The sequence below is a fragment of the Rhizobium moroccans genome (genome assembly GCF_057559155.1).
Genome location: NZ_JBHFJG010000001.1, coordinates 140,483 through 164,614, shown reverse-complemented (window position 1 = coordinate 164,614; position 24,132 = coordinate 140,483). Strand labels below are relative to the sequence as shown.

Sequence of the window (24,132 nt, the reverse complement as noted above, 5' to 3'; positions counted from 1 at the left end):
TTCTCGACCTGGATTGAGAACCGATCAACGATGGGGACGTCCCATGCTGACAAATGTAACGCGTCGTCGGCTGGCCGAGAATGCGATGAAACAACGGGTGCTGATCGTCGAGGATGAGTTCCTGATAGCGCTCGATATCGCCGAAACGATCGAAAACATGGGCCTGAAAGTGGCAGGTTTTGCCAATGCCCGAAAAAATGCACTGGAGTTGGCATCGAGGGCCGATCTGGCAATCGTCGATGTCAATCTTACCGACGGAAGAACCGGGCCGGAGATTGCCCGTGAACTGACCGAGCGCTACGGCGTCACCGTGATTTTCATGACGGGCACTCCGGAGGACATCGCCGATGAAGGGCAGAGCTCGCTCGGTGTCCTTACCAAACCGGTCATGCCTCACGTCCTTGAACAATCGGTCGAGTATGCGGTCGCAAGCCGCCTCGGGGCCATAGCCCCCGTCCCCCGCGAAATGCGGCTGTTCCGGCAGGCCTAACTTACCGCTTGTCAGCCGCAACGCCCGCCGCTAAATCTCGTTGCGATCTAACGGGGTGCCGCGCTGACGCGCGGCTGAGAGGCTCGGCCAACCCGCGGAACCTGATCCGGTTAACACCGGCGGAGGGATTAGACGGCTCATTTTCAGCGCCTATTCCCCGCAGCGACACAATAGGAGGGCGCCGATGCGAAGCACCATTTTTCTGTCGATCGCGGCCGCGGCCGGCCTCTGCTTTTCCTCCGCGAATGCGCAGGAAAAGACACTCACCATCTACACCTATGAAAGCTTCATCGCCGAATGGGGTCCGGGACCGAAGGTGAAGGAAGCCTTCGAGAAAACCTGCGGCTGCGTGCTTAACATGGTCGGGATCGCCGATGGGGTGGCGCTTCTCACCCGTCTAAAGCTCGAAGGCGAGAGCACCGGCGCGGATATCGTGCTCGGCCTCGACACAAACCTCATTTCCGAAGCCAAGGCGACCGGACTATTCGAGGCGCACGGCATCGATACCTCCGCCGTGAATGTGCCCGGTGGTTACACAGACGACACCTTCATTCCTTATGATTACGGCCACTTCGCCGTCGTCTATGACACGCAGGCGATAAAGAACCCGCCAAAGAGCCTCAAGGAACTGGTGGAAGGCGATCCTTCGCAGAAAATCGCGATCGAGGATCCACGCACGGCAACGCCAGGGCTCGGCCTGCTGCTCTGGATGAAATCAGTCTATGGCGATCAGGCGCCCGAAGCCTGGACGAAGCTGAAGAACCGCATTCTCACGGTGACGCCCGGCTGGTCGGAGGCCTATGGCCTGTTTACGAAGGGCGAAGTGCCGATGGTCCTCTCCTATGCCACCTCTCCCGCTTACCACCTGATCGGGGAAAATACCGACCGTTACCAGGCGGCAGCCTTTTCGGAAGGCCACTACATCCAGATCGAGGTCGCCGCCCTGCTAAGAACCGCATCCGATAAGGACCTTGCCCGGCAGTTCCTGAGCTTCATGATCTCGCCGGCCTTCCAGGACATCATTCCGACCACCAACTGGATGATGCCGGCCGCAAAGACCTCGCAGCCGCTGCCGGAAGCCTTCGGAAAACTGGTTCAGCCACAAAAGACCTTCCTGATGGGTTCCGACGAGGTTGCCAAGAACCGCCGGGCATGGATCGACGAGTGGCTTGCCGCGATGAGCATGAACTGACCTCATGCTGACCGGCGTAGAGCGACGACGCGGCATCGCCTTTGGAATGGCAAGCCTTCTGGGCATAGTGCTCTTCATCGGCCTCGCCCTGGGGGCGCTGCTTTCATGGGATGCCGGGACATCCGGCGAGCGGCTTTTCACCGCCTATACCTGGCGCATCCTCCGCTTCACGCTCTGGCAGGCGACACTTTCCACTGTACTTTCGGTGGGTCTTGCCATTCCCGTCGCGCTGGCGCTCGCTCGCCGGCCGAACTTCCTCGGTCGCATCTGGATCATCCGGTTGATGGCCGTGCCAATGGGCTTGCCGGTTTTGATCGGCGCGCTCGGCCTGATCGGCATCTGGGGCAGACAAGGAATGCTCAATGGCTTGCTGTTGAAGCTTGGGCTGGATCAACCTGTGAGTATATACGGCCTTTCCGGCATTCTGCTGGCGCATGTGTTCTTCAACCTGCCGCTCGCCGCTCGCCTGATGCTTGCCGCTCTTGAACGGCTGCCGGCGGAATACTGGTTTCTTTCCTCCAGCCTCGGCATGAAATCCCTCTCCATCTTCCGCTTCATCGAATGGTCCGCAATCAGAGGCGTCATTCCCGGAATTGCCGGATTGATCTTCATGCTTTGCGCCGCCAGCTTCACGCTCGTACTCGTGCTCGGCGGGGGACCGGCGGCAACCACGCTCGAAGTGGCGATCTACCAGGCCCTGCGTTTCGATTTCGATCCGCCGCGCGCCATTGCTCTCTCCTTCCTGCAGATCGGCGTGACGGCGCTGATCCTGATCGCCATCTCCCTTTTTCCGGCTCCGGAGGATTCAAGCGCCGATGTCGGCCGCGCAGTGCGTCGCTTCGACGGCAGAAACCCGACCGCTCGCCTTTGGGATTGTCTGGCGATCCTGCTTGCGACCGCCTTCCTGATCCTGCCGCTCGCCTCCATCATTCTGTCCGGCCTCAAGGCCGATCTCTGGAACCTTGTCACCAGCCCCATCTTTCTGCGTGCGGCCCTCACCAGCCTCACAATCGCGTTTACCGCCGGCTTGCTCGCCGTGACCGCTGCGCTTGCCATCATCACTGCCCGAAACGCCATCGCCGACATGAAGCAGCCGGGCGCGCCGGCCAAAAGTCTTTCGACATTGCTCGGCGGCATGTCCTCGCTGGTGCTGTTGGTTCCGCCGGTCGTCCTCGGAACCGGCTGGTTCCTGCTCCTGCGGCCCTTCGGCGATGTCGCTCGTTTCGCGCCGGCCCTGGTCGCGGCCATCAACATGCTGATGGCACTTCCCTTCGTGGTGCGCGTTCTCGCGCCGGCCATGCAACTCCACCACAAGCGAACGGGCCGGCTCACCGCAAGCCTCGGAATATCCGGATGGGCGAAACTCTGGCGGATAGACCGGCCAGCCTTGACCAAACCCCTTCTGGTGGGGCTCTCCTTCGCCATGGCGCTTTCGCTCGGCGATCTCGGCGCGGTAGCGCTTTTCGGCTCCGCCGATCTAACGACACTTCCCTGGCTGGTCTATAGCCGGCTATCCAGCTATCGCACAAACGATGCTGATGGGTTAGCACTGATCCTGGGCGTGATCTGCCTCATCCTGACGATGATCGGCACTGCGGGATACAGAAAGGCCAATGATCGTGGTTGAAGAAGAAGGCAGCATCGTTCTGGATAAGGTCGAGCTCCGGCTAGGCTCGAAGAATTTCCGCTTCGATTGTAGGCTGCCGGCCGGCGCGATCATCGCCGTCACAGGGCCTTCAGGTTCGGGCAAATCTACGTTTCTCAATCTCGTCGCCGGCTTCGAAACTCCGGATGCGGGGCAAGTGAGAATTGCAGGCGAGAACGTGACTGAAAGGCATCCTTCGGAACGGCCTGTCTCTATCATCTTCCAAGACAACAATCTCTTCGGCCATTTGGATCTCTTCACCAATGTTGGCCTTGGGATCAATCCGTCTCTGAAGCTGGGAGCGACGGATCGCCAAACGATTTCGGACGCGCTGCAACGGGTGGGGCTTGGCGACTACGAAAGGCGCATGCCCGGCATGTTGTCGGGGGGCGAGAGGCAAAGAGCAGCCTTTGCCCGCACCCTCGTCCGCCAGAAGCCCGTCCTGCTGATGGACGAACCCTTCGCCGCGCTGGACCCAGGCCTGCGGCTATCGATGGCGAACCTGCTTCTGGAACTGCACCAGGAGGCCGGTAACACGATCCTGATCGTCACCCATGATCCCGATGAATTGCGTCGGCTCGCCGACCATGCGATCTTCATCGATAACGGCAAAATTCTGCTGGAGGCGCCGATCGAGGAATTCCTGACGCGCACCGACGTCCAAGCTCTTTCGGACTTCCTGACGGCGTAGTCTCGAGACCCCTCGCCACAATTTGGACGTGCCACAATGGCATCGCCCCGCGGGGTTTCTTTGCAAAAGCATCGATGACACCAATTTCTATAAGAACATCTGTCCATGTGAGGCAAAAATCGCTAAGCGACATGGAAGCAGAAAACCGAGCCGGCATGAAGATGGAGATGAGTTGCGTCTCCTGGACCGGTTTCGGAGGCGGGTCTTAAGGCATGAAGCTGCGGAACACGAACAGAGAGCGCGAAATGGCAGTGCTTGCCCCCATCAAGCGCTTTGCCCATATCATGCCCCGCTCGCGGGGTGTAACCGGTATCGTTCTTGCCGCGATCTTGCTCAGCGGCTGCCAGTCAGTGCTCGAACAGGCTTACCAGCCGAATGTTTCGCCCTCCTCGAACCCGCAGATCGTCGAGGAGGTACAGAAGAACGATCCTCGCGCGCAGATGGGCGCGCGTGAGCACCCCCGCATCGTCGCAAGTTACGGCGGCGAATATCATGATCAGAAAACGGAACGTCTGGTCGCCCGGATCACAGGCGCATTGACGGCCGTTTCGGAAAACCCGGCGCAGTCCTATCGCATCACTATCCTCAATTCTCCCGCTATCAACGCTTTCGCGCTGCCGGGAGGCTATCTCTATGTCACGCGGGGGCTGCTGGCGCTCGCCAACGACGCATCGGAGGTTGCTGCGGTGCTGTCGCATGAAATGGCGCACGTCACCGCCAATCACGGCATCGAACGGCAACGCCGCGAGGAAGCCGAGGTAATCGCAAGCCGCGTCGTGTCGGAAGTATTGTCGAGCGATCTTGCCGGCAAGCAGGCCTTGGCCCGTGGCAAGCTCAGGCTCGCCGCCTTCTCCCGACAACAGGAATTGCAGGCCGACGTGATCGGCGTGCGAATGCTCGGCGAAGCAGGCTACGACCCTTATGCCGCCGCGCGGTTCCTCGATTCGATGGCGGCCTATGCGCGTTATTCCGCCGTCGATCCCGATAGCGACCAGAGCCTCGACTTTCTCTCGAGCCATCCCAATTCGGCCCAGCGTGTCGATCTTGCCCGCCGCCATGCCCGCAATTTCGGACAGGAAGGGACTGTCGGCGACAAGGGACGCGACTACTATATAGCCGGCATCGACGGCCTTCTCTATGGCGACAGCCCGCAGGAGGGTTATGTCCGCGGCCAGACCTTCCTGCACGGTGGGCTCGGCATCCGCTTCGAGGTTCCGCCCGCATTCCGGATCGACAACAAGGTCGAGGCGGTGCTGGCGACCGGCCCCGGCGAGACCGCCATCCGTTTCGACGGCGTCGCAGCCGGTGAGTACGACAGTCTCACCAATTACCTTACGAGCGGTTGGGTCGCAGGGCTTCAACCGGAAACCGTAAGAGAAATTCAGGTGAACGGACTTCCGGCGGCGACCGCGCGCGCTTCCGCCGAGCGCTGGGATTTCGATGTCACGGTTATCCGCCTCAACGATCAGATATTCCGGTTCCTGACGGCCGTACCGAAGGGCAGCACGATGCTGGAGCCGACGGCAAACCTTTTGCGGACGAATTTCCGGCAGATGACGCCCCAGGAGACCGCCGCCTTAAAGCCCTTGAGAATCCGCGTCGTCACTGTTGTACAGGGTGACACGATCGCCTCCCTCGCCGGCCGGATGATGGGGACCGACCGCAAGCTCGATCTTTTCAAGCTGATTAACGCGATGCCAGCCGGCGCGACAGTTTCGCCCGGCCAGAAGGTCAAGATAATTTCGGAATAGCCGATGCCTCCTTGAGGCATGTCACTCAAGATGGCCGGCGCCTTGCGAGTATGGCATGTGTAAAATCAAAGGCGCAGGAAGCAAATCCGACAAAATCGCCACCTGCTCTAGCAGGCGGCGGCCATTTGAGGGTTTGAGGAAACCAAAGCCGATTTCAGCTTCTCGATGGCGCGGCTTTCGATCTGCCGCACCCTCTCCTTGGAGATGCCAAGCTCCGCACCGAGCGCCTCAAGCGTTGCCCCGTCGTCAGTGAGGCGCCGGGCGCGAATGATTTTCTTTTCCCGTTCATTGAGCTTGGTGAGCGCACCCTGCAGCCATTTCAGCCGCCGCTCTCCGTCGATCATTCCGGAAACCTGTTCATCCGGCAGCGGTTCGGCGCTTGCCAGCATATCCAGTCTTTCGCCACTATCCGTATCGCCGGCAATCGACGGAGCCTGCAACGAAGCATCATTGCCCGAAAGGCGGGCATCCATGGTCTGTACATCCGCGACGCTGACGCCGAGCGCTATGGCGATCTCCTCGTGAATGGCCCGAACTGTAAGATTGGAATCGCCACGCGCGAGCTTGGCCCGCAGCCGGCGGAGATTGAAGAACAGGGCCTTCTGCGCCGAACTCGTCCCGCCGCGCACGATCGACCAGTTGCGCAGGATATAATCCTGCATCGAGGCACGAATCCACCAGCTTGCATAAGTCGAAAAACGTACGTCGCGGGCTGGTTCAAACCTTGCCGCGGCTTCGAGGAGCCCTACATAGCCCTCTTGAACGAGATCGCTCATCGGCAATCCGAAGCCACGAAACTTGGATGCCATGGCGATAACGAGGCGCATATGCGCAAGCGCGATCTGGTTGCGAGCGTCCTGATCCCGGCTGTCCTTCCAGCGGACGGCGAGATCCCGCTCCTCCTCGCGGGCTAGATACGGAGCCGACATCGCTATTTTGATCATGTTGCGGTCTGCGGACATGGCTTTCATCGTGTTCTCCGTCAAACGGGTCTGATCCGATAAAGACAGGAGATCTCGAGCAGACAAGCCGACGCGCCATGCCGTTGATTTGGAACGGACGGACTATGGACGCTGTGCAGTAACCTGTCGCTTTTGCTCCCCTCGCTGGTGATGCGAATTCGACCGGGCTTCTGCCGGACGTGTCCGCGCCATTGTCGAAACGGAAGAACTGATAGCGCAGCAGTCAGTTCGCCGTTCCGGCGGGTTAACGCGAGAGAGGCAAAAAAGTTCCAACAAAAAACCCGGCTCAAGGCCGGGTCTTTTAGGTTTTTTATGAGGTTCGATCAGGCTGCTTCGTCCTGGGACTCATCTTCGTCTATGGCCTTGCCGCGCTTGGGACCTTTGGCAAGGTTGACTTCGACGAGGCGAACGGCTTCCGTTTCAGACATCTTGTTCACGGCAGCGATTTCACGCGCCATGCGATCAAGGGCTGCCTCGTAAAGCTGACGCTCCGAGTAGGACTGCTCGGGCTGGTTCTCCGCGCGATAGAGATCGCGAACCACCTCGGCGATCGAGATCAGGTCACCGGAATTGATCTTGGCATCATATTCCTGCGCCCGGCGCGACCACATGGTCCGCTTGATGCGGGCCTTGCCCTGAACGACCTTGAGAGCGCGTTCGACAAAATCCGTTTCCGACAGCTTGCGCATGCCGATGCTGACCGCCTTGGCAACGGGAACCTTGAGGCGCATCTTGTCTTTTTCGAAATCGATAACAAAAAGCTCAAGCTTCATGCCCGCCACTTCCTGCTCTTCGATGGCGGTGATAGTGCCTACGCCGTGGGCCGGATAGACAATCGATTCACCAGTCTTGAAGCCCTGTCGTGCCGGAGATTTCTTCTGTTGAGTCGTCATTCGTTTCACAAACTCCCTATTACGCACCCGGATTGCCGGGTCGGGAACCGGGTCAATCAGGCCCGGATGAGACGGGGAAAACCGTCAAGCCATTTCCATACTGGTCCGACCAACGCGCGCGAAAAACAAACCCCATCGCGAATGGCGACTGACAACTTACAGCGTTGCAATGTCACGGGAACCGCGTTTCGGGTGATCTGTTGCTTTCGTGATGTTTTTTGGGCACGCGAGTGCCGCCTTGTGGAACAGTATTTGTTGTGTACCACAAAAAAGTGCCGAAATCAATAATTTGCTTTAGGAAGCCGATTCCGGCGCATCATTTGCTGCTGCCCAACAAAAAGGCAGAAGCAATGTACTATCGGAATATCGGGTTGACTTTAGGGGATTTCAATCCCCTTGGCCGGGCTCCGGCGAGAAGAACTTATCGAATTTGTTTTCGACGCCGTCCATCTCTTTGGCTTCGGGTAGCTCGTCCCGCTTGACCGTGATGTTCGGCCAGATTTGAGCGTAATCCGCATTCAGCTTCAGCCATTTGTCGAGGCCCGGTTCCGTATCCGGCTTGATCGCCTCGGCGGGACATTCCGGCTCGCAAACGCCGCAATCGATGCATTCGTCCGGATGGATAACGAGAAAATTTTCACCTTCGTAAAAGCAATCGACCGGGCAAACCTCCACGCAGTCGGTATATTTGCAGCGGATGCAATTGTCGGTCACGACATACGTCATTACGGCACTCCGAGAAAATCGCGGTCAGAGCAAAGGCGAACGGAAAAGGCGCCAGGGAAAACCGAAAACCTGCCCGTTTCCGGTTGGGGCAGGTGACCGGATTTCGTCCGTCAGGTAAAGCCTTTGCAGGCATATAGCAAGGACAAACAATCCTTTAAACCGGCTCTCGGGAGTGCTTTATTCTCATCGAGATCAGATCGTAAAGCTTCCCGTTTCCGCGGCTCCTATCTTCGAAAAGGTCGGGATGCAGGTCCGCGCTGAGCACGCTCGAAAGGCGTGAGCGGCTTCTGCCGATCAGAGGGCGTCACGTCGTCGTAAAGCAGTCTCGCCTCTTCGAAAGGGCCGCGCCGAGCGCCGGGCGCGCGCACTACCAAAACGACGTCGCGCCTATCGAGCAGCATTTCGATCCTGTCGCCAGGCTTTACCATGCGGCTCGGCTGATCGCAGGCCTCGCCATTGATCGTCACCGCACCCGCTGAAATCAGCGACTGTGCAAGCGAACGCGATTTCACCATGCGGGCGAAGAAGAGCCACTTGTCGATGCGCTGCCGCGAATCTCGCTGTGGCTCCGTTTCCGTCATGAGAGACCTATTTCTTCATCTGCTCCTTGAGCGCAGCCAGTTTTGCGAAGGGCGAATCCGGGTCGATCGGCTTCTCCTTACGCGGGGGCTTGGCCTCGAAACGAGCAGGTTGCGACGTTTTGCCACGCTCCGTCCGATCCTGACGCTCACCACGGTCCGGTCGCGGCCCGCGGTCCCCCTTGTTCCCGTCCGGCCGACGGTTTTCGCGATTGGGTCTGCCACCCTCACGCCGGCCTTCCGCGCCGGCGCCGGCATTCCGCTGACCCTGACCTTGGCCCTGCCCCTGACCTCGCCGCTCACCCTGCTGTGGGCGACGCTGGTTGTCGCGGCCGCCACTCGGACGCCAGAGCAGGACCGGTTTCGGCTCTTCCGGCTCGGCGGCCTTGGCAGCCTCGGAGGCATCCCCCGCCTCTGTAGCAGGCTCAACTGTTGCTTCCTGAGCCGGAGCTTCGGCAGCCGTTTCTTCCACCTGTCCCTCAGCCGGCGCTTCCGCGGCCCGATCTTCGCCGAGAGCATCGGCCTCTTCGTCCGTGTCGGTCGAGCTTTCTACAGCCGGCGCGGATGGGGTCGCGGCACCGACGTCATGGCTCGCAAGGAAAGCCTGAGCCTCCTCCGCCTTGATAACGTCCGCCCGATAACCGAGCCCCTTGAGTATCTCCTCCATGTCGTCCGGCGTCGCACCGAGGATCGAGAGCATGGCGGTGGTCGTCGTGAAGCGCCGACCGTCATAGGCACCTTCCGGACGCGGCATCGCGCCGGGCTTCCACTGCAGCAGCGGCCGGATCAGATCGGCAAGGCGCTCCAGGATATCGATGCGCACCGCGCGCTTTCCGAGGAAGCGGAAGCCTGCGAGCTTGTAGAACATCCGCTCGAAGCCTGGCTCCGCGACGACCGAAGTGCGGCCGGCGGCAAGCGCCGGAATGAGGTCCCCATAACCCGGCTTGTCGAGACCGTCATTCTTCAACGCCCACAGCAGCGTAATGAGCTCCGCGGGAGCGGGCTTCAGAAGCGCCGGTATGAAAACATGATAGGCGCCGAAGCGGATGCCATAGCGTCGCATGGAAGCACGGGCATCCTGGTCGAGCGCCTTCACCTCGTCGGCAACGTCGCGGCGGAAGAGCACGCCGAGGTTTTCGACGAGCTGGAATGCCAGTCCCTTTGCCAGCCCCTGAAGGTCCTCGGCACGGGAAAGATCATCGAGCGGCTTCAGAATCGTCGCGATGTGATGATTGACGAAGCGCTCGATGCGAGCATGGACATGATCCCGCGCATTGCCGGTAAGCTGCTCGTCCGACAGAAGGATAACGCGGGGGCGCATCACGTTGTCGCCCGCGGCAAGGCGGCCGACGGGCTCTCCGAGCCAGCGCACGAAACCATCCGAGGCGAGCGCGAAATCGCCGTTGCCCGCCGCATAAAGCCGAGCGGCCCGGGCTTCGAACTCCAGAGCAAGCGCCTTTTGTGCCGCGGCCTGGATAGCCTTGGCATCCGGCCCTTCCGCACCCGCAACGGGCGTGAACCGGAACCCGGCCAATTGTCCGACGTGATGCCCCTCTACGAAGACATCGCCATTCACACTGATTTCTGCTTCCAGCATCGCATTCTCTCTAAGGCGCTTCATGAGCACAGATGTCCTGCGATCAACAAAGCGTTTCGTCAACCGTTCATGTAACGCGTCGGACAACCTATCCTCTATTTCCCGCGTCTTTTCTTGCCAGTGTGTCGGATCGGCAAGCCAGCCGGGGCGGTTTGAGACATAGGTCCAGGTACGTATCTGCGCGATCCGGGCGGAAAGCGTATCGATCTCGCCGTCGGTCCGGTCGGCGCGGCGAACCTGCTCGGCCATGAAGTCTTCGTTCACCGTTCCCGCTCTTACGAGATCGAAGAAAAGCGTCGAAATCAGGTCCGCGTGCTGTGCAGGCGTTATACGGCGATAATCCGGCAGCGCACAGGTCTCCCAGAGTTTTTCGATCCGCGCGGGCGTGGTGGCGACGTCCTTCACCTCCGGATAGCGGGAAAGGTAATCGAACGCCTGGCTGTCCGTGGCGGGGAGCGCCCGCGCCAATCCCGGCAGGGTCGGAGCCGTATCGAGACTTTCGCGCAGAGCCTTGAGCGAGGAAAAGTCGAAGCTCTTGGAACGCCACTGAAGCACCTTCACATGATCGAACTCATGGCCCTCGATCCGCTCGACAAGTTCGTCGTCCAAGGGCGCCACCTGCCCCGTGACGCCGAAGGTGCCGTCGCGCAGGTATCGACCGGCGCGTCCGGCGATCTGGCCGAGTTCGGCCGGGTTGAGATTGCGGAACTGGTAGCCGTCGAATTTCCTGTCCTGCGCAAAGGCTACGTGGTCCACGTCGAGATTGAGGCCCATACCGATCGCATCGGTGGCGACGAGATATTCGACGTCGCCCGCCTGATAGAGTCCGACCTGGGCGTTGCGCGTTCGTGGGCTGAGAGCACCGAGCACGACTGCCGCTCCGCCGCGCTGCCTGCGGATCAATTCGGCAATCGCATAGACTTCGTCAGCTGAAAACGCGACGATCGCAGAGCGCTGCGGCAAGCGGGTGATCTTCTTCTGCCCGGCATAGAAGAGCTGCGAGAGACGCGGCCGTTCTACCACCGTGAGACCCGGAAGCAGTTTTTCCAGGATGGGGCGCATGGTGGCGGCCCCGAGAAGCAGCGTCTCCTCGCGCCCGCGCAGGTGCAGGATACGATCGGTGAAGATGTGGCCCCGTTCGAGATCGCCGGCCAGCTGCACTTCATCGATAGCGACGAAAGCGGCCTTGGTCTCGCGCGGCATCGCCTCCACGGTGCAGACGGAAAACCGCGCATTAGGGGGCGTGATCTTTTCCTCGCCTGTGATCAAGGCCACATGCGCGGCACTGACCTTCTCCACCACGCGCGTATAGACCTCGCGCGCCAGCAAGCGCAGCGGCAGGCCGATGACGCCCGATCCGTGCGCCACCATCCTTTCGATGGCATAGTGAGTCTTGCCCGTATTTGTGGGGCCGAGTACGGCAGTTACGCCGCGCCCGCTGAGCGTCATGGGCTGGAAGTTCAAAGCCGGATCCCAAACATCCTATCCGGCCGCTCCCTCGCTTGCACGAAACGGCGACCGTGTCACACATGGCAATCCACGCCGCGAAAGGCAAGTCGGCAGAGCCTCTCCTTTCGCAAAAATCCGAGATATCCATCCCGAACCTACGCTTCCCACACCCGGAAAACATCCGCCAGCGAACAAACGCGAACGAATCGGCTACGAATCGAAGACTCAAGAGGATTCAGTTTTTGTTCACCGCTATATTTAGTAAGAGCGCACGAAAGTGCCACGATATTCTGAATCTTGCCTGTTGCCGCCCCCTCCAGGCTGTAACAAAGGTGAAGGGTGCGCATGTTCAGAGAAAACCGGAAGAGTCAATCAATTGATTTGGTTAATTTTTCTTGGGCGCTCCCGCGCTTTCGCCGTCTCATGAAGCCGCTCCCGTTAACATCTCGACCAAAGGCGGAACGAATCACCGACGAATCGGTGACAGGAATACTTTCATGTTCTGTTCTCACAACATCTGGTAGGCCACCGCACGTGAAAGACACGAGAGACCGGTTTTTGAAACTCACTTTGGCGGGTGATCGGTGACCGTTGTTAACGTTTTCTCCTATTCCATTTACCCATTGTTTACAAAGACCGCCCTGTCTGGAACAAAACTGTTAACCCAGCGTTTGTTCCCGCACGTCTTGACAGATTCTGCAGAGGAGGAGGAAAACCATGCTCGGAACGATTTTACTCGTGATCCTCATTCTGCTCTTGGTTGGTGCGTTGCCAAACTGGGGCTACAGCCGAAATTGGGGATATGGCCCTTCGGGCGGACTTGGCCTGGTGGTCCTGATCCTCATCATCCTCCTGCTGATGGGCAGGATCTGAGCGGGGCACCCGCATAGAAGGGAAGGGAAAGTCAGATGAAAAAGTTCTTGCTCGCATGCGCCCTGATCGGAACGCTTGCATCCTGCACGTCCACCGAGAAGGGAACCGCGATCGGCGCGGCATCCGGCGCAGTCATTGGCGGTGCGGTCACTGATAGTTGGGGCGGCGCGGCCGTCGGCGCAGTGGCCGGGGGCCTGGTCGGCGCGGCAATCGGTGAATCCGAAAAGCGGCGCGGCTATTGCGTCTATCGCGACCGTTACGGCCGGACCTACGAGGCACGTTGCCGCTAAGCCGTACCGGCTATCGGGGACACTGAAACAAGCGGGCGCGGTCTAAAGCAGCGCCCGTTTATGTGTCGCCGTTAACTTTCGGGCCGAAACCGGAACGAATCGCTGACGAATCGGCGACGGATGCGTTTTCGTGTTTTGTTCACCGCTACATATCGTTGCAAAACAATCTGTTAACCACAAAATCCCGAGGTTTCCTAGTCGCTCTTCCATCCAATCGTTAACGGTCAGGGCGCGAAAGCGATCCGTCAAACGAAGAGCTGACCGCCATTCACGGTAAGTGTCGACCCAGTGATGAAAGCTGCGTCGTCAGAAGCGAGGAACACCACGCATCGGGCAATTTCCTCCGGCTCGCCAAGACGGCCCACCGGGATTTGCGGGATGATTTTCTCGCTCAGCACCTTTTCCGGCACCGCCATCACCATCTCCGTCGCAATATAACCAGGGCAAATCGCATTGACGGTGATGTTTTTCGTCGCACCTTCCTGTGCCAGCGCCTTGGTGAAGCCGAGATCGCCGGCCTTTGCGGCGGAATAGTTGACCTGCCCGAGCTGCCCTCTCTGGCCATTGATCGACGAAATGTTGATGACGCGCCCGAAGCCACGCTCGCGCATGCCCGGCCAGACCGGATGCGTCATGTTGAAGAGACCCGTCAGGTTGGTCGCGATGACCTCGTTCCATTGCTGCGGGGTGATCTTGTGGAACATTCCGTCACGTGTGATCCCCGCGTTGTTGACGAGGACATCCACCGGGCCGAGCTCCGCCTCGATTCTTGCTATGCCCTCGACGCAAGCCTGATAATCCGACACATCCCATTTGAAGACCGGAATACCCGTGCTCTCGTGGAAGGCATTCGCCTTTTCTTCGTTGCCGGCGAAATTCGCCGCGACGCGGTAGCCCGCATCCTTGAGTGCGATGGAGATCGCGGCGCCGATACCGCGTGTTCCTCCCGTAACCAGGGCGACCCTTCTCATGCTCGACATTTCCCCTTTTTGCTTAACCGCATCCGATTCTTGATGATCCGGTTAAGCGGTAATTCCACGAGCGTTTGTCATTCCCGATATATCCGCCTCCAAATCGTCGAGGCGCCTTCGACCGGCTACATGGCCTCAAAGCACATGGCGACACCCATGCCCCCACCGATGCAGAGTGTCGCAAGCCCTTTCCTGGCGCTGCGGCGCTTCATCTCGAAGAGCAGCGTATTGAGAATGCGAGCACCGGACGCGCCGATCGGGTGACCGATGGCAATCGCCCCGCCGTTGACGTTGACGATTGCCAGGTCCCAGCCAAGCTCCTTGTTGACTGCGCAAGCCTGCGCGGCGAAAGCTTCGTTGGACTCCACCAGATCGAGGTCGGCAGCCTTCCAGCCGGCCTTGTCGAGCGCCTTCCGCGAAGCAGGAATGGGGCCGGTTCCCATGACCTGCGGATCGACACCAGCCGTTGCCCAGGACACGATGCGCGCCAATGGCGCAACACCACGGCGGACCGCCTCCTCTTCCGTCATCAGCACGGCGGCGGCGGCCCCGTCGTTAATTCCGGAGGCGTTGCCCGCGGTCACCGTTCCTTCCTTGTCGAAGGCGGGGCGAAGCTTGGCCATGGCATCGAGCGTCGCGCCGGCGCGAATATATTCATCGCTGTCCACCGTCACGTCTCCCTTTCTCGTCTGAACGACGAAAGGAACGATTTCATCCTTGAACCGCCCGGCGGCTTGCGCCGCTTCCGCCTTGTTCTGGGAGGACACGGCGAACTGATCCTGCTCGTCACGGGAAAGCTGCCATTGGCGGGCGATGTTCTCGGCGGTGATACCCATGTGATAGCCATAGAAGGCATCCGTCAACCCGTCCTTGATCATCGTATCGATCAACTTCAAATCGCCCATCTTCACCCCGCCGCGCAGATGCGCGCAATGGGGCGCCATGGACATCGATTCCTGCCCGCCGGCGACGATGATCCGCGCATCGCCGAGCGCGATCTGCTGCATGCCGAGTGCCACGGCGCGCAGGCCCGAGCCACAGACCTGGTTGACGCCCCAGGCGGTCGCTCCCTGCGGGACGCCGGCCTTCATCGCCGCCTGCCGGACCGGGTTTTGCCCCTCGCCGGCCGACAACACCTGGCCGAGGATCACCTCGTCGACCTCGGCGGCATCGACGCCTGCGCGCGACAGCGCTCCCCTGATCGCAGTCGCCCCGAGTTCATGCGCCGGCACGGTCGCGAACGCTCCGTTGAAGGAGCCGACAGCGGTGCGGGCCGCCGATGCGATGACGATGGATGGGGTGGCCATGGATGTCTCCTCCTTATTGGTGCATTGCACGAGACTGGCAAAGCTCGCCTTCGGAGTCAAACGCCACGCACGGCCGGTTATATGCTGTTAATGACCTTGAAAATACATGGATTTGCTGCGCAACACGAATGACATCGCGTTGCACAAAGAGATTGTCAGCCTGCGTCATTTGGGCTTACATTCATTTTGGGAGAAGAAATACCAAACATAAAAACACACCGACGGGACGAGGAGGCAAACTATGGCGAAAACCGAAGGCGAAATCATAATCAAGAAATATGCCAACCGGCGCCTTTATAATACCGGAACCAGCACGTATGTGACGCTGGAAGATCTCGCAAAAATGGTGAAGAAGGGTGAGGAATTCACCGTTCAGGATGCCAAGACGGGCGAAGACATTACCCATTCCGTGCTGACCCAGATCATTTTCGAGCAGGAATCGAAAACCGGCAACACGCTGCTGCCGGTTTCCTTCCTGCGCCAGCTCATATCCTACTACGGCGACCATATGCAGATGGTGGTGCCGACCTTCCTTGAGCATTCGATGAAGACCTTCGCCGACCAGCAGGCGCAGATGCGCGAGCAGATGACGCGGGCCTTTGGCGAAACGCCGCTGACCAAGAACCTGCAGGTCCCGATGCAGATGATGGAAGAGCAGGTGCGGCGCAACACGGAACTGTTCCGGCAGGCCGTGCAGATGTTTTCTCCCTTCACGGCGCAGCCCCCGGCTCCCACGCCCAAAAAAGCAGAATCGAAGGATATCGACGAGCTGAAGGAACAGCTCCGCAATCTTCAGAACCGGCTCGACCGCTTGGGAAGCTGACGCGAGCCGACACCTCCCCTACCGCGATGCAGACCCTTATCGACGATGCGAGGCACCTCCAGCCGCCGTGTCGCTGCCTGCCTGAAAACCAAGAAACAAAAAAGGCCGGCAAAGCCGGCCTTCATGCAAACTTCCTGCAAGGAAAGCTTATGCGCTTTCCTTCGGCGTCAGAACCTGGCGACCGCGATACATGCCGGTCTTGAGGTCGATGTGATGCGGACGGCGCAGCTCGCCGGAGTTCTTATCTTCGATATAGGTCGGAGTCTTGAGCGCATCAGCGGAGCGGCGCATACCGCGCTTCGACGGGCTCGTTTTTCTCTTCGGTACAGCCATTTCTGTTACTCCACTTCGTGCAAGACATGATCCCCGGCCGGATTTGAGGCCGAACTCGTCACGTCTCGATTTCGGAAATTTGCCGGGCTTATACATGCCCGACAGGGCTTTGACCAGTCCCCGACCGGATTTTTTCGAGAATTCCGCCTATGCCTCGCCTTCCGGTACGATCCAGGTTTCAGCGAGCGCCGCCTGCTGCCATTTCAGCCAGGCCGGGTGCGCCTTCACCGCCGCCATGTAGTCGAGTGTACCGCTGTCCGTCACCAGGTCATAGACTTCGAAACGGCTGATGACCGGTGCGAACATCGCGTCGGCCGCAGAAAACTGCCCGAACAGGAAAGGCCCGCCGGATTTCTTCCTGCACTCCCGCCAGATCGTCTCGATGCGGGCGATATCCTCCGTAACACCGTCCGGCAGGGCGATCTTTCCCTTCGGACGACGCATGTCCATCGGGCAGGCGCTGCGGAGCGCCCGAAAGCCGGACAGCATCTCCATGGAGATCGACCGGGCAACGGCACGGTCCGCTACCGCCCTGGGCCACAAGCTCTTGTCTGGGAAAAGCTCCGCCACATACTCGATGATCGCGAGAGACTCCCACACACGCACCTCACCGTGATGCAGGGCCGGCACGCGCCCCGTCGGCGAAATCCCCTTGAATTTCGGATTGCCGGCCGGAAAATCGAAGAGGATCAGAACTTCTTCGAAGTCGATGCCGACCGCCGTTAGCGCCATCCAGGGGCGGAAGGACCATGACGAATAGTTCTTATTGCCGATATAGAGGATCAACTTGTCCATGTGGGTTCCCCGACTGAGCACTGCTGCCCCTATATCGACCGCCATTCCTCACGACCAATGAAATCGCGGAAACTCAGTCATAAAGACATTTGATATAGTCGCCGGAGCTTCGCGCCCGGCGATCCACCAGGCCGGCAAGCCGCCGCATGCCGCGGCCGGGCTTGCCCGCCACGCGCTCGATCGGATTGGGAAGTGCAACGGCGAGAAGTGCGGCCTGCTGCCGGCTGAGTTGCGAGGCGGAAACACCGAAGTGATGCTTTGCCGCCGCCTCGACGCCGTAGATGCCGGGACCCCATTCCGCGACGTTGAGATAGATTTCCATTATCCGTCGTTTCGGCCAGACAAAGTCGGCCGCGATCGCAAGCGGCAGTTCCAGCACCTTGCGAAGGAAGGAGCGCCCGTTCCAGAGGAAAAGGTTCTTCGCCGTCTGCATGGATATGGTGCTTGCGCCGCGCGTCGCACCGCCTTTGATTGTCTGTTGGACGACCAGGCGCATTTCCCCCCAGTCGACGCCGCCATGGGCACAGAACTGTCCGTCTTCGGACATCATCACGGCGCGCACGAGGTTTGGCGAGATGTCTTCGAAATCTGCCCATTGCCGGTCATAGCCACGCAAAGTCGCAAGATCGGCCAGCATCAGCGTTGAGATCGGGCGAACGAAGGGGACTCCATAGACGAAGATCAAGAGATACGGCAGAAGCGCGAGCGCAATGGCGGCGAGCACGACCCGCCGCAGAAGCGACTGAAAGGGTCGCCTTCTGCCGGCTCGCGCTATCAACGGCTCATCCTCTCCGGCGGACTGTTCCGAGCTGACGTCCAATGATCCCCACTCTTCCTCTCTTTCCCGGAAGTTTCATAGCCGCTGCGTACGGGCAAGGCGAGTCCGCCGATGAAAACTTCCCGTGTACTGGTGAATCGCCGTTGCCAGCCAGTCACCGTCATGCCAAACAGCGGCCATGACGATGGGACGGACAGCATTCGAAAACCACTTGCGGGAGAGGGCGGCGGAGACGGAAACTCTGCTTGGGCTGCTGCTTTCCGATCAATGCCTTGCCGGCGAGATCGCCCGCCCGTCCCACCTGCTGGCCGCGATGCGCCACGGCGCGCTGAACGGCGGCAAACGGTTGCGGCCATTTCTGGTGGAGGAGAGTGCGGCGCTCTTCGACGGCCAGCTGGAGGCTGCGCGCCGTGTTGGGGCGGCCCTTGAATTCCTGCACTGCTATTCGCTGATCCATGACGATTTGCCGGCCATGGACGATGACGACCTGCGCCGCGGTCAGCCGACTGTCCACAAGGCTTTCGACGAAGCGACCGCCATTCTCGCCGGCGATGGTCTGCTCACCTATGCCTTCGATGTGGTCGCCGCGCCGGAGACCGATCTTCCTGCTCAAAGGAAGGCAGACTTGGTGCTGGCGCTTGCGCGCGCTGCCGGCATTGGCGGCATGGCGGGTGGCCAGGCGCTCGATCTTGCCGCGGAAAAATCGCCCCCGGACGAGGCTGGCATCACCACCTTGCAGGCCATGAAGACCGGCGCGCTCCTGCGCTTCGCCTGCGAGGCCGGAGCCATCCTGGCGGGAGCGGGGGAGAGCGATCGCGAGCGTCTCAGCCTTTTCGGCCAGAAGATCGGACTTGCCTTCCAGCTCGCCGACGATCTTCTCGATATCACCGCCGATGCCGCTACACTCGGCAAGGCGACAGGCAAGGACGCCGGACGCGGCAAGGGCACCCTGGTTGCCTTGCATGGAATTGCCTGGGCCGAGGAACGGCTCGCCACGCTGACCGTCGAGGCCGTGGATCTTCTTGCTCCCTACGGAGAAAAAGCTGAAATACTTCAGGAAGCGGCCCGTTTCATCGCCAGCCGCGAGCACTGAGGAGCAGTTCGATGCCTGAGGTTTTCAGCTTCCTGCCGCAGATGTGGCCGGGCTATGTCGCCTATCTGATTGCCGTGGTGAGTCCCGGACCTGCGGTCTTTGCCATCATCGGCACCTCGATCGCGCAGGGCCGACGCGCCGGCCTGATCACCGCTTTCGGCATCAGCGGTGGATCGCTGACCTGCGCAGCCGCGCTCGGGCTTGCCGCGGTGCTGCGGCACTATGCGATCGCGCTCGAAATCATGAAGATCCTCGGCGGGCTTTATCTGCTCTATCTCGCCTGGAAAGCGTTCAAATCGGCACGTCTGCCGGACGCTCAGGCAGCAATCGGCGAAGCGAAGACGAGCCTCGGTGCACCGCAGCTTTGGCTGAGAGGATATGCCATACACGTGACGAACCCGAAGGCGATCTTCGCCTGGCTCGCCATCATCTCGCTTGGCCTGCCGGAAAATGCGCCGACTTCCGCGATCCTGCTGATCATCGGTGTCTGCATGATTTCCGGTCTGATGATCTTCACGGGCTACGCTGTGCTGTTTTCGACGCCAAGAGCACTGCGCGGCTACCGAGCCGCGCGGCGTTGGATCGAAAGTGCGATGGCACTGTTCTATAGTGCCGCCGGCCTGAAGCTCCTGGCGAGCCGGATTTAGCCGGCCCGCTTCCAGAACCGTTCAGGGCTAGCCTTAGCCTTGCGTGATCGGCGCGATCAATACCTCGACGCGGCGGTTCTGCGCGCGGCCATCCGGCGTCGCGTTGGATGCAACCGGCTGCGACGGGCCGAAGCCCATGGTCGACATGCGGCGCTGATCGACCCCGCGGCCTGCAAGATAATTCGCGACCGATGCGGCACGTCGTTCCGAGAGACCCTGATTATGCGCCAGACTGCCGGTGGAATCCGTATGACCGTTCACGTCGATATAGGTCTTGCCGAACTTGTTCAGCACGATCGCGACGGAATCGAGCGTCGCATAGAAGGGTGGGATCACCTGATCCTGGTCGGTTGCGAACGTGACGTTCGACGGCATGTTGAGCACGATGCGGTCACCCACGCGCGTGACCGAAACGCCGGTGCCTTGCAGCTGCTGGCGCAGTTCCGCTTCCTGGCTATCCATATAGTTGCCGATCGCGCCGCCGGCGAGGCCGCCGATCGCTGCACCGATGAGCGCATTGCGGCCCTTGCTGCCGCCGCCGACCACAAGGCCGCCAAGCGCGCCGAGACCAGCGCCAATCGCCGCACCGCCTGCGGTATTGGAAACTTTTTGCTCGCCTGTATAGGGGTCGGTAGTGGTGCAGGAGGAAAGATAGGTCGCGCAAAGCGCAACGATTGCGACTTTCTTAAACATTCGAATCGATATCCCCGTCGTCTGTGGCCACACTTCATTTATCATGAAATGCGGCGATAGCGAGGAGAACTCGGGCCTATTCGGCCGCCGTCCGCTGACCGAAGCGCTGTTCGATATATTCGATCACGAGCTTTTCAAAGTCTGCCGCAATATTAGGGCCGCGCAGCGTCATCGCCTTCTTGCCATCGATGAAGATCGGAGCCGCCGGCGTCTCGCCGGTTCCCGGAAGCGAGATGCCGATGTCGGCATGCTTGCTTTCACCCGGTCCGTTGACGATACAGCCCATTACCGCGACATTCAGCGCCTCGACGCCCGGATATTTCTCGCGCCAGACCGGCATGTTCTTGCGGATGTCGTCCTGGATGCGCTGGGCGAGTTCCTGGAAGACCGTCGAGGTCGTCCGGCCGCAACCGGGACATGCCGCAACGACCGGAATGAACTGGCGGAAGCCCATGACCTGCAGGATTTCCTGGGCCACCTGCACCTCGCGGGTGCGATCGCCGTTCGGCTCCGGCGTCAGCGAGACGCGGATCGTATCGCCGATCCCCTGCTGCAGCACATAAGCCATGGCCGCCGAAGAGGCCACAATACCCTTGGAACCCATGCCCGCTTCGGTGAGGCCGAGATGCAGGGCGTGGTTGGAGCGCTCCGCAAGCATGGAATAGCAGGCAATGAGGTCCTGCACCTGACTGACCTTCGCGGAGAGAATGATGCGGTTACGGGGCAGACCGATGCTTTCGGCAAGCTCCGCCGAGATCAGCGCCGACTGGACGATCGCCTCATGCATGACCTGCCGGGCGGAAAGCGGGGAACCCGCTTCGGCATTCCGATCCATCAGCGTAGTCAGGAGATCTTGGTCGAGTGATCCCCAGTTGACGCCGATGCGGACCGGCTTGTCGTAACGGATCGCCATCTCGATGATGTCGGCGAACTGCTTATCCTTCTTGTCCTTGAAGCCGACATTGCCCGGATTGATACGGTATTTCGCAAGTGCCTCGGCACAGGCCGGATGATCGGCGAGAAGTTTATGGCCAATATAGTGGAAATCTCCCACCAGCGGCACGTCCATGCCAAGCCGCAGCAGGCGTTCGTGAATCTTCGGCACGGCAGCCGCGCTCTCGTCGCGGTCAACCGTGATGCGGACAATCTCCGAGCCGGCCTTGTGAAGGGCCGCGACCTGAGCGACCGTCGCGTCGATATCGGCCGTATCCGTATTGGTCATCGACTGAACGACGACGGGCGCACCGCCCCCGACGATCACGCCGCCGACATCGACGGCAACGGTGGCACGACGCGGTTTCGGATCGTAATCGAGCGGTGAGGACATGGTCGCGGTCTCGGTGCCTTCAAGCAGAATTGCATTTCAGGTGGCGTATGCATTGCCGCTTGTCAACCACTCACCTGAGGCACTTTTGCGGCATGGCGACCATGCCGCTTCGTCAGTGATGCGCCCCGTCCGCATGCCGCGCGAGACGCGATACGGCTAATACGACGATGAGGAAGCCGGAAAGCGCCAGGAAGATCGATGCAAGCCCGGTATGTTCGGCTACGAAGCCGATCACCGATGGCGCGAGCAGGATACCGGAATAGCCCATGGTCGTGACGACAGAAAGCCCGACACCCGCCGCCATGCCGGGCAGGTTGCCGGCAGCAGAAAAGACGATCGGCACCATGTTGGAAATACCGATGCCGGCGAGCGCAAAGCCCACGATGGCGACCGCTGAATTCGGCGCAAGCCCGATGATCGCAAGGCCAGCAATGGCGATCGTACCGCAGATCCTGAGCGTCATGACAGCCCCCAGCCGGTCGCGGATGAGATCACCTGCAAAGCGCATGATCGCCATGGTGAGCGAAAAACCGGCAAAGGCGAAGCCGGACAGCGCAACCGAGGCGCCGAGTTCATTGCGCATGTAAAGCGCGCCCCAATCGAGGACAGCGCCCTCCGGAATCATGCAGAACAGAGCGACGATGCCGATCAGCCAAGGCAGCGGTGTGCGCGGCAGGCGGCTGCGCGTCCCGTCCTTGTGTTCGTCGGGATGCGGCGCATCATGCAGCACGATTTTCCAGCTGGCGGCGATCATCAGCGCGGCGAACAGCGTGACGACAACGGCATGCGCAAGAACGCCGATCGACTGGATGAGAAAGCCGCCGGTCGATGCCCCGATAAGCCCGCCAAGGCTCCAGAACGCATGGCAAGACGACATGATGGCCCGGCGCATATGTTTTTCGACCGCAACCGCATTCGCATTCATCGCCACGTCCATGGCGCCGATCAGCCCGCCGAACAGGAAGATGGCAATCGCACCGCTCCAGATCTCGCCGCTCAGCGAAAGGAGGAAAAGCATTGGCGTCAAAAGCACCGCGGCGAACTTCGACACCATGTTGGAACCGAAGCGGGCGATCTGGCTGCCGGCGATCGGCATCATGATTATGGAGCCGACGCCGAAGACCAGGATCATCAGCCCCAGTTCCTTTTCGCTCAAGCCAAGACGCTCGGCGAATTCGGGAATCTTCGGCGCCCAGGCCCCCACCATGAACCCGTTCATCAGGAAGAGCAGCGCAACACCGGCGCGCTCCCTGGTCAGATAGGACGCGAGCGGGCGCACCGTCTTTTCGACATCCGACTGGCTCATGGGGTATTTCCTCTTGTTGATTTTTTGTCGTTGATCGTACCGGCGGCCACGCAGCGATGTACCTCGATACCCTGCCGGCCCAATTGCTGGACCACCGCCGCATCCGCATCGGCTTCCACCACTAGCGATAGCGGTGCGGCAAGATCGTGCACATGAAATGCCGCGCGAAGCCCGAGCTTGTCCGAAGTGATCGCCGCGAGGCTGCGCTTGCTAGCGGTACTTGCCAGCCGCTTGAAGGCGGCGTCCTCGAAAACGTCCGCCGCCAGCCCTTCGTCCAGTGTCAGGCCGCAGGCGCCGAGGATGCAGAGGTCAGGGCGTATCGCCTCCAGTTGCCGGATCGCCGTCGCATCGATCGCCGCCCCCACGGCAGGATCGACCTTCCCACCGATCATCACGAGTTCAATGCCGGCCCGGCCGGCAAGTTCGGCGGCGATGGCCGGTGTGTTGGTGATCGCCGTCAGCCGCAACCCTTCGGGAAGATTGCGAGCGATGGCCAGATTGGTCGATCCCGCATCGAAGAAGACGGCGCTGCCCTCGACAAGCAGGCCCGCCACTTTCCGCCCCAGCACCGCCTTGCGGTCTGGCTCGTCGGCGATACGGACTCGAAGCGGCACCGTCTGCCCGGCAGACAGCAGTGCGCCGCCATAGACACGCTCGCACTCGCCCCGCGCCGCCATCTCGCGCAGGTCGCGCCGAACCGTATCCTCCGAAACGTCGAAAGTCTGCGCCAGTTCATGGGCAGAAACGCGCCCCTTGGCGCGCAACTGCGCCAATATCTCCGACTGTCTCTCGCTGACAAAATGATCCATACGCGGCAACATGCACAATTCGGCACAAACATGCAATAACTGGCACTCGTTATTGCATCCCAACGCAGAAAGGCGGCCCTGTAGGCCGCCCGGAATGTGGAATAAAGGCGTCG

The 24,132-nt window shown here is 60.4% G+C and carries 24 protein-coding genes and 1 riboswitch; of the genes, 10 read left to right on the top strand and 14 right to left on the bottom strand.

Annotated features, from left to right (window positions below; translation table 11 throughout):
* The first annotated feature begins 43 nt into the window (after positions 1 to 43).
* The 5 genes from ACE04I_RS00715 to ACE04I_RS00695 all read left to right on the top strand — a co-directional run bounded on the left by ACE04I_RS00715 (position 44) and on the right by ACE04I_RS00695 (position 5,769).
* A complete protein-coding gene (locus ACE04I_RS00715) occupies positions 44 to 490 on the top strand; it encodes a response regulator (protein WP_046796210.1) in 447 nt (148 codons plus the stop codon).
* A gap of 41 nt (positions 491 to 531) precedes the next feature.
* Positions 532 to 635, top strand: a riboswitch (TPP riboswitch).
* Between the two features lie 39 nt (positions 636 to 674).
* Positions 675 to 1,682, top strand: coding sequence for a thiamine ABC transporter substrate binding subunit (gene thiB, locus ACE04I_RS00710; protein ID WP_487206347.1), 1,008 nt, complete (start codon positions 675 to 677; stop codon positions 1,680 to 1,682).
* Between the two features lie 4 nt (positions 1,683 to 1,686).
* A complete protein-coding gene (thiP, locus tag ACE04I_RS00705; RefSeq protein WP_487206346.1) occupies positions 1,687 to 3,309 on the top strand; it encodes a thiamine/thiamine pyrophosphate ABC transporter permease ThiP in 1,623 nt (540 codons plus the stop codon).
* Complete coding sequence (locus ACE04I_RS00700) at positions 3,296 to 4,018, top strand: thiamine ABC transporter ATP-binding protein (RefSeq protein ID WP_487206345.1); 723 nt, start codon at positions 3,296 to 3,298, stop codon at positions 4,016 to 4,018. Before thiP ends, ACE04I_RS00700 begins: the two co-directional genes overlap by 14 nt.
* A 284-nt stretch (positions 4,019 to 4,302) precedes the next feature.
* On the top strand, positions 4,303 to 5,769 hold the full coding sequence (locus ACE04I_RS00695; RefSeq protein WP_487206430.1) for a M48 family metalloprotease: 1,467 nt from the start codon (positions 4,303 to 4,305) through the stop codon (positions 5,767 to 5,769).
* Positions 5,770 to 5,876: 107 nt separating this feature from the next.
* On the opposite strand, the gene ACE04I_RS00690 is transcribed toward ACE04I_RS00695, so the two are convergent.
* The 5 genes from ACE04I_RS00690 to ACE04I_RS00670 form a co-directional block, all read right to left on the bottom strand.
* Positions 5,877 to 6,740: an RNA polymerase factor sigma-32 gene (locus ACE04I_RS00690; protein WP_046796206.1), complete on the bottom strand. Its 864-nt coding sequence runs from the start codon at positions 6,738 to 6,740 to the stop codon at positions 5,877 to 5,879.
* A gap of 314 nt (positions 6,741 to 7,054) precedes the next feature.
* Positions 7,055 to 7,624, bottom strand: a complete 570-nt coding sequence (locus tag ACE04I_RS00685) for a CarD family transcriptional regulator (protein ID WP_046796205.1) — start codon at positions 7,622 to 7,624, stop codon at positions 7,055 to 7,057.
* 387 nt (positions 7,625 to 8,011) lie between these two features.
* On the bottom strand, positions 8,012 to 8,350 hold the full coding sequence (fdxA, locus tag ACE04I_RS00680) for a ferredoxin FdxA (RefSeq protein ID WP_046796204.1): 339 nt from the start codon (positions 8,348 to 8,350) through the stop codon (positions 8,012 to 8,014).
* Positions 8,351 to 8,574: 224 nt separating this feature from the next.
* A complete protein-coding gene (locus ACE04I_RS00675) occupies positions 8,575 to 8,931 on the bottom strand; it encodes an RNA-binding S4 domain-containing protein (protein ID WP_046796203.1) in 357 nt (118 codons plus the stop codon).
* Between the two features lie 7 nt (positions 8,932 to 8,938).
* Positions 8,939 to 11,974 (bottom strand): helicase-related protein, encoded by a 3,036-nt coding sequence (locus ACE04I_RS00670; protein ID WP_487206429.1) that lies wholly within the window; start codon positions 11,972 to 11,974, stop codon positions 8,939 to 8,941.
* A 717-nt stretch (positions 11,975 to 12,691) separates the two neighbouring features.
* Between ACE04I_RS00670 and ACE04I_RS00665 the strand changes: the two genes are divergently transcribed.
* Positions 12,692 to 12,847, top strand: a complete 156-nt coding sequence (locus ACE04I_RS00665; RefSeq protein ID WP_071006158.1) for a DUF3309 family protein — start codon at positions 12,692 to 12,694, stop codon at positions 12,845 to 12,847.
* A gap of 35 nt (positions 12,848 to 12,882) precedes the next feature.
* Entirely contained in the window at positions 12,883 to 13,137 is a 255-nt protein-coding gene (locus tag ACE04I_RS00660) for a YMGG-like glycine zipper-containing protein (RefSeq protein ID WP_046796200.1), read from the top strand.
* A 245-nt stretch (positions 13,138 to 13,382) separates the two neighbouring features.
* Here the strand turns inward: ACE04I_RS00660 and phbB are convergent, their stop codons facing one another.
* Together phbB and ACE04I_RS00650 are read right to left on the bottom strand one after the other, a co-directional pair.
* Complete coding sequence (gene phbB / locus ACE04I_RS00655) at positions 13,383 to 14,108, bottom strand: acetoacetyl-CoA reductase (RefSeq protein ID WP_487206344.1); 726 nt, start codon at positions 14,106 to 14,108, stop codon at positions 13,383 to 13,385.
* A gap of 125 nt (positions 14,109 to 14,233) precedes the next feature.
* Positions 14,234 to 15,415, bottom strand: coding sequence for an acetyl-CoA C-acetyltransferase (locus tag ACE04I_RS00650; protein ID WP_487206343.1), 1,182 nt, complete (start codon positions 15,413 to 15,415; stop codon positions 14,234 to 14,236).
* A gap of 241 nt (positions 15,416 to 15,656) precedes the next feature.
* Between ACE04I_RS00650 and phaR the strand changes: the two genes are divergently transcribed.
* On the top strand, positions 15,657 to 16,238 hold the full coding sequence (phaR, locus tag ACE04I_RS00645; RefSeq protein ID WP_046796197.1) for a polyhydroxyalkanoate synthesis repressor PhaR: 582 nt from the start codon (positions 15,657 to 15,659) through the stop codon (positions 16,236 to 16,238).
* Positions 16,239 to 16,385: 147 nt separating this feature from the next.
* Here the strand turns inward: phaR and rpmF are convergent, their stop codons facing one another.
* The 3 genes from rpmF to mtgA all read right to left on the bottom strand — a co-directional run bounded on the left by rpmF (position 16,386) and on the right by mtgA (position 18,186).
* On the bottom strand, positions 16,386 to 16,571 hold the full coding sequence (rpmF, locus tag ACE04I_RS00640) for a 50S ribosomal protein L32 (protein ID WP_025425225.1): 186 nt from the start codon (positions 16,569 to 16,571) through the stop codon (positions 16,386 to 16,388).
* A gap of 147 nt (positions 16,572 to 16,718) precedes the next feature.
* Positions 16,719 to 17,366 (bottom strand): glutathione S-transferase family protein, encoded by a 648-nt coding sequence (locus tag ACE04I_RS00635; RefSeq protein WP_487206342.1) that lies wholly within the window; start codon positions 17,364 to 17,366, stop codon positions 16,719 to 16,721.
* Between the two features lie 73 nt (positions 17,367 to 17,439).
* A complete protein-coding gene (gene mtgA / locus ACE04I_RS00630) occupies positions 17,440 to 18,186 on the bottom strand; it encodes a monofunctional biosynthetic peptidoglycan transglycosylase (protein WP_487206341.1) in 747 nt (248 codons plus the stop codon).
* Positions 18,187 to 18,322: 136 nt separating this feature from the next.
* Between mtgA and ACE04I_RS00625 the strand changes: the two genes are divergently transcribed.
* Positions 18,323 to 19,237: a polyprenyl synthetase family protein gene (locus tag ACE04I_RS00625; protein ID WP_487206340.1), complete on the top strand. Its 915-nt coding sequence runs from the start codon at positions 18,323 to 18,325 to the stop codon at positions 19,235 to 19,237.
* Positions 19,238 to 19,248: 11 nt separating this feature from the next.
* Complete coding sequence (locus ACE04I_RS00620; protein ID WP_487206339.1) at positions 19,249 to 19,884, top strand: LysE family translocator; 636 nt, start codon at positions 19,249 to 19,251, stop codon at positions 19,882 to 19,884.
* A 33-nt stretch (positions 19,885 to 19,917) separates the two neighbouring features.
* Here the strand turns inward: ACE04I_RS00620 and ACE04I_RS00615 are convergent, their stop codons facing one another.
* From ACE04I_RS00615 to ACE04I_RS00600, 4 genes are all read right to left on the bottom strand, one after another.
* Complete coding sequence (locus ACE04I_RS00615; protein ID WP_487206338.1) at positions 19,918 to 20,577, bottom strand: YiaD family glycine zipper/OmpA-like lipoprotein; 660 nt, start codon at positions 20,575 to 20,577, stop codon at positions 19,918 to 19,920.
* A gap of 76 nt (positions 20,578 to 20,653) precedes the next feature.
* Positions 20,654 to 21,904 (bottom strand): flavodoxin-dependent (E)-4-hydroxy-3-methylbut-2-enyl-diphosphate synthase, encoded by a 1,251-nt coding sequence (gene ispG, locus ACE04I_RS00610; RefSeq protein ID WP_046796191.1) that lies wholly within the window; start codon positions 21,902 to 21,904, stop codon positions 20,654 to 20,656.
* 112 nt (positions 21,905 to 22,016) lie between these two features.
* Positions 22,017 to 23,210: an MFS transporter gene (locus ACE04I_RS00605; RefSeq protein ID WP_487206337.1), complete on the bottom strand. Its 1,194-nt coding sequence runs from the start codon at positions 23,208 to 23,210 to the stop codon at positions 22,017 to 22,019.
* A complete protein-coding gene (locus ACE04I_RS00600; protein WP_487206336.1) occupies positions 23,207 to 24,031 on the bottom strand; it encodes a DeoR/GlpR family DNA-binding transcription regulator in 825 nt (274 codons plus the stop codon). The genes ACE04I_RS00605 and ACE04I_RS00600 overlap by 4 nt, the downstream gene beginning before the upstream one ends.
* Positions 24,032 to 24,132: the final 101 nt, after the last annotated feature.

Excerpts from the sequence above, each read along its gene's own strand:
- ACE04I_RS00715 (WP_046796210.1), top strand. The coding sequence starts at position 44 with ATGCTGACAAATGTAACGCGTCGTCGGCTGGCCGAGAATGCGATGAAA.
- thiB (WP_487206347.1), top strand. The coding sequence starts at position 675 with ATGCGAAGCACCATTTTTCTGTCGATCGCGGCCGCGGCCGGCCTCTGC.
- thiP (WP_487206346.1), top strand. The coding sequence starts at position 1,687 with ATGCTGACCGGCGTAGAGCGACGACGCGGCATCGCCTTTGGAATGGCA.
- ACE04I_RS00700 (WP_487206345.1), top strand. The coding sequence starts at position 3,296 with ATGATCGTGGTTGAAGAAGAAGGCAGCATCGTTCTGGATAAGGTCGAG.
- ACE04I_RS00695 (WP_487206430.1), top strand. The coding sequence starts at position 4,303 with ATGCCCCGCTCGCGGGGTGTAACCGGTATCGTTCTTGCCGCGATCTTG.
- ACE04I_RS00690 (WP_046796206.1), bottom strand. The coding sequence starts at position 6,740 with ATGAAAGCCATGTCCGCAGACCGCAACATGATCAAAATAGCGATGTCG.
- ACE04I_RS00685 (WP_046796205.1), bottom strand. The coding sequence starts at position 7,624 with ATGACGACTCAACAGAAGAAATCTCCGGCACGACAGGGCTTCAAGACT.
- fdxA (WP_046796204.1), bottom strand. The coding sequence starts at position 8,350 with ATGACGTATGTCGTGACCGACAATTGCATCCGCTGCAAATATACCGAC.
- ACE04I_RS00675 (WP_046796203.1), bottom strand. The coding sequence starts at position 8,931 with ATGACGGAAACGGAGCCACAGCGAGATTCGCGGCAGCGCATCGACAAG.
- ACE04I_RS00670 (WP_487206429.1), bottom strand. The coding sequence starts at position 11,974 with ATGACGCTCAGCGGGCGCGGCGTAACTGCCGTACTCGGCCCCACAAAT.
- ACE04I_RS00665 (WP_071006158.1), top strand. The coding sequence starts at position 12,692 with ATGCTCGGAACGATTTTACTCGTGATCCTCATTCTGCTCTTGGTTGGT.
- ACE04I_RS00660 (WP_046796200.1), top strand. The coding sequence starts at position 12,883 with ATGAAAAAGTTCTTGCTCGCATGCGCCCTGATCGGAACGCTTGCATCC.
- phbB (WP_487206344.1), bottom strand. The coding sequence starts at position 14,108 with ATGAGAAGGGTCGCCCTGGTTACGGGAGGAACACGCGGTATCGGCGCC.
- ACE04I_RS00650 (WP_487206343.1), bottom strand. The coding sequence starts at position 15,415 with ATGGCCACCCCATCCATCGTCATCGCATCGGCGGCCCGCACCGCTGTC.
- phaR (WP_046796197.1), top strand. The coding sequence starts at position 15,657 with ATGGCGAAAACCGAAGGCGAAATCATAATCAAGAAATATGCCAACCGG.
- rpmF (WP_025425225.1), bottom strand. The coding sequence starts at position 16,571 with ATGGCTGTACCGAAGAGAAAAACGAGCCCGTCGAAGCGCGGTATGCGC.
- ACE04I_RS00635 (WP_487206342.1), bottom strand. The coding sequence starts at position 17,366 with ATGGACAAGTTGATCCTCTATATCGGCAATAAGAACTATTCGTCATGG.
- ACE04I_RS00625 (WP_487206340.1), top strand. The coding sequence starts at position 18,323 with ATGACGATGGGACGGACAGCATTCGAAAACCACTTGCGGGAGAGGGCG.
- ACE04I_RS00620 (WP_487206339.1), top strand. The coding sequence starts at position 19,249 with ATGCCTGAGGTTTTCAGCTTCCTGCCGCAGATGTGGCCGGGCTATGTC.
- ACE04I_RS00615 (WP_487206338.1), bottom strand. The coding sequence starts at position 20,577 with ATGTTTAAGAAAGTCGCAATCGTTGCGCTTTGCGCGACCTATCTTTCC.
- ispG (WP_046796191.1), bottom strand. The coding sequence starts at position 21,904 with ATGTCCTCACCGCTCGATTACGATCCGAAACCGCGTCGTGCCACCGTT.
- ACE04I_RS00605 (WP_487206337.1), bottom strand. The coding sequence starts at position 23,210 with ATGAGCCAGTCGGATGTCGAAAAGACGGTGCGCCCGCTCGCGTCCTAT.
- ACE04I_RS00600 (WP_487206336.1), bottom strand. The coding sequence starts at position 24,031 with ATGTTGCCGCGTATGGATCATTTTGTCAGCGAGAGACAGTCGGAGATA.